General features: G+C 68.6%; 3 protein-coding genes and 1 pseudogene. All 4 read left to right on the forward strand.

The window, feature by feature from the left end; translation table 11 throughout:
- Positions 1 to 380 precede the first annotated feature (380 nt).
- Positions 381 to 1,256, forward strand: a complete 876-nt coding sequence (locus tag I6U14_RS14085) for a polyprenyl synthetase family protein (RefSeq protein WP_296900149.1) — start codon at positions 381 to 383, stop codon at positions 1,254 to 1,256.
- A gap of 110 nt (positions 1,257 to 1,366) precedes the next feature.
- Positions 1,367 to 2,503, forward strand: coding sequence for a methyltransferase (locus tag I6U14_RS14090; protein WP_296900150.1), 1,137 nt, complete (start codon positions 1,367 to 1,369; stop codon positions 2,501 to 2,503).
- Positions 2,504 to 2,673: 170 nt separating this feature from the next.
- Entirely contained in the window at positions 2,674 to 3,648 is a 975-nt protein-coding gene (gene bchC, locus I6U14_RS14095; protein ID WP_296900151.1) for a chlorophyll synthesis pathway protein BchC, read from the forward strand.
- Positions 3,641 to 3,827 (forward strand): annotated as a pseudogene (locus I6U14_RS14100) (chlorophyllide reductase iron protein subunit X); the annotation flags it as partial. The gene bchC and the pseudogene I6U14_RS14100, both read left to right, overlap by 8 nt.

Below are 3,827 nucleotides of genomic sequence, written 5' to 3' on the forward strand. Positions count from 1 at the left end.
ACCGGTGTCGGAAGGCCGCAAGGCGCGCTGCGACCCTTGGGCAAACCCTGTGCTGTGTCGACGCCGCCCACTGCTGCTCGGGATGGCTGCCCACACCCCCGCAGCCGGATACACCCGGCGACCGTTTATCTCAGCTCCCTCCCCAGACCACGGGGCGAGACCGGCCGCTGCTGTCCCGCCCATTGACCCAGCGCAGCCAAACTGTCGGTTGGCGTCAGCCCTCACCGCAAGCCCTTGATCCTATCCGAGATGCACCACCGAGCGGCATTGACGACGCTGCGGGTGGTGTCTATTTTACTTGACACTCAATTGTGACAAGCGATTCTGACAAGGGTCTGCCAACCCTTTTGAACCGGTTCCAGCAGCGGGAGACGAGGCCGATGGACGTGTTGCAACGCATCGAGCAGGCGCTGGAGGCGGCGCTCACCCTGGGGCTCGCGGAGCACGGTCCGCCCAAGCTCGACCGGGCCGTGCGCCATGCAGTGCTGACGCCGGGCTCCCGCGCCCGCCCACGGCTGCTGTTGGCGGTGGCAGAGGCCTGTGGCGATGACGCGCCGGCCGTCGCCGATGCCGCTGCGGCCTCGCTGGAGCTGTTGCACTGCGCCTCGCTGGTGCACGATGACATGCCCGTCTTCGACGACGCCGAAACCCGCCGCGGTGCGCCCACGGTGCACCGGCTGTTCGGGCAGCACGGTGAGCAGCTGGCGCTGCTGACCGGCGACGGGCTCATCGTGCTGGCCTTCGAGAATCTTGCCTGGCACACCCGTCTATATCCGGAGCGGCTGGTGCCGCTGACGCTGATCATCGCCCGCGCCGTGGGTGTGGGCCATGGCATCGTCGCCGGTCAAGCATGGGAGTGCGAGACCGACGTGGATCTGACCCAGTACCACCGCGAGAAGACCGCCGCGCTCTTCTCCGCCGCCACCGAGGCGGGCGCCGCCGCCGCGGGCATGAACCCTGACCCCTGGCGCACGCTCGGCGAGAACTTGGGGTTGGCCTATCAGGTGGCGGACGACCTCCGCGACGTGGCCGGCGATGCCGCTGAGCTCGGCAAGCCGGTGGGCCAGGACGCTGCGCATGAGCGCCCGAGCGCCGTCGCCGAGCTAGGCGTCGACGGCGCCATAGACCGGCCCACGGTGCCGCTGACCGAGGCCGTTTATTCCCTCCCCGCCTGCCCCGGCCGCGACAAGCTCGCCGCCATGGCGCAGGCGGAAATGAACCGGCTGCTGCCTGCGGCACTGCGCGCCGAGGGCTGAGGGCCAAGGGCCTAGGGGGGATGGCTCACCTGCCGTCCTCAGCCCGCAGCCCTCTTTGCCTTGCGCCCTGGAAAAAACAAGAACCGAACGATTGACTAGGAATCTATCCCGTGGAGCTACCTTTCCTTGACCGCTGGCGCGCCTGGCGCGATGCCAAGCTCGCGAGCCCCGCCTTCCAGCGGTGGGCGGCGGACTTCCCGCTCACCCGCTTCGAGGCCGCCCGCCGCGCCCGCGGGCTGTTCGACATCACAGCGGGCTTTGTCTACTCCCAAATCCTGTTCGCGCTGGTGGAGCTGGAGCTGTTCGACAAGCTCGCAGACAAGCCCCGCACCGCCGCTGAGCTGGCGCCGGAGATGGACATGACGGACGCCGCCGCGGACCGGCTGCTGCGCGCCGGCGTAGCCATCGACCTGCTGGAGCGCCGCGGGACGGACGCTGCTGGCGTCCCTCGCTACGGTCTCGGCAAGCTCGGCATTGCCATGCCCGGCAACCCTGGCATCGCGGCCATGGTGCGCCATCACCGCATGCTCTACCACGACCTGGACGACCCGCTGGCACTGTTCCGCGGCGAGCTCGAGGAGACCGAGCTCGGCCGCTACTGGTCCTACGCCGGCTCCACGGACCCTGCCGCCGACGGCGACGAGCGGGTAGCGGAGTACAGCACGCTCATGTCGGCCTCCAGCGGCTTCGTCGCCGAGGACACGCTGGACGCCTACCCGCTCAAGGACCACCAGTGCCTGATGGACGTTGGCGGCGGCGAGGGCCGCTTCTTGATCCAAGCGGGCCAGCGCTGGCCGCACCTGCAACTGATGCTCTTCGACCTGCCGGCCGTTGTCGCTCGTGCCGAGCAGAACCTCGCCGCCGCCGGCCTGGCCGACCGGGCAAGCGTCATCGGCGGCGACATCAAGGCAGAGGGCGTGCCGACGGGCGCTGATGTGATCTCGCTGGTGCGGGTCATCCTGGACCACAACGACGACGGCGCGATGACCATCCTGCGCGCGGTGCGCAAGGCGCTGCCACCCGGCGGCACCTTGTTGGTCACCGAGCCCATGTCCGAGACGCCCGGCGCCGAGTCCGTCGGCGACGCCTACTTCGGCCTGTACCTCCTCGCCATGGGCAGCGGACGCACCCGCCCGCCGCGGGAGCATAAGGCCATGCTGCGCGCGGCTGGGTTCGGCGACATCCGCTTGGTGCGCACCCGCCGTCCGCTGCAAACGCGGCTCATGGTGGCCAAGGTTCCTCACTAATTCCTATAGCAAGCATGGTATTGCCAAGCGCGGTTGACAGGTGTACTGTAAATTTATATTGACATCAGCGTGGGTCAAGCTAGACTGACACTACGTTGAACAGGCGCCGGCGCCTGGCGTACCAGCGCCCGAACACCAAAACCACTACAAGACTCACCGACCGATCCAACGTGACCAACGATCGCGACATCAACGCCGCCGAGCTGACCGCCCGGGCCGTGGTGCTTCAGGAGCCCCGGCAGCTGGCGCTGCGTGAGCTTGCGCTCACGCCGCCGACGGCCGCGGATTGCGTCGTGGACATCGCCTACAGCGGCATCAGCACCGGCACCGAGCGACTGCTCTGGAGCGGCCGCATGCCGCCCTTCCCGGGCATGGGCTATCCATTAGTCCCAGGTTATGAGTCCGTTGGCGTCGTGGTAGACGCGGGCGCCGAGAGCGGTCGCAGTGGCGGCGAGCAGGTATTCGTGCCCGGCGCACGCTGCTACGGGGACGTGCACGGCCTGTTCGGCGGTGCTGCCTCCCGCGTGGTGGTGCCCGGCGCACGGCTGCTGCCGGTGCCGGACGGCTTGGACGAGCAGGGCGTCCTGCTGGCGCTCGCCGCCACCGCTCAGCACGCGGTGGCAGGCTCCGCCGCCATGCCGGAGCTGATCGTCGGTCACGGTGTGCTCGGTCGGCTGCTGGCGCGGGTGGTCATGGCCAACGGCGGCGAGCCGCCGGTGGTCTGGGAGACCAATCCTGCGCGCGCCGACGGCGCCACGGGCTATCAGGTCATCGACCCGGCCCAAGACCAGCGCCTGGACTACGCCGTCATCGTCGACGTGAGCGGCGATGCCACACTGCTGGACAGCCTCATCGGGCGGCTCGCCCGCGGCGGCGAGATCGTCCTCGCCGGCTTCTACGAGGCGCCCATCAGCTTCGACTTTCCGCCGGCCTTCATGCGCGAGCTGCACCTGCGCGTGGCGGCGGAGTTCAAAGAGCCGGACTTGGTTGCCGTGCGTGATGCGCTGGCCGACGGACGCCTGTCCTTCGACGGCCTGATCACCCACCGCAGCCCAGCCGCCGACGCCGCCACGGCGTACGAGACGGCATTCAATGATCCGGCCTGCCTAAAAATGATTCTCGATTGGAGAGGAGCGAATGGGTAACTCTGGGGCGAGTACCGCTGCCGCTGTGAACATCGGCCTGCCGGAGCAGCCGGCGGCCATGTCCGAGGTCGCCAAACAGACGCAGATCATCGCGATCTACGGCAAGGGCGGGATCGGCAAGAGCTTCACGCTCGCGAACCTGAGCTACATGATGGCGCAGCAGGGCAAGAAGGTCCTGC

It is taken from the genome of Thiohalocapsa sp., assembly GCF_019695415.1.
Lineage (GTDB): Bacteria > Pseudomonadota > Gammaproteobacteria > Chromatiales > Chromatiaceae > Thiohalocapsa.

Coding starts and splice junctions, on each gene's coding strand:
- I6U14_RS14085 (WP_296900149.1), top strand. CDS start 381: ATGGACGTGTTGCAACGCATCGAGCAGGCGCTGGAGGCGGCGCTCACC.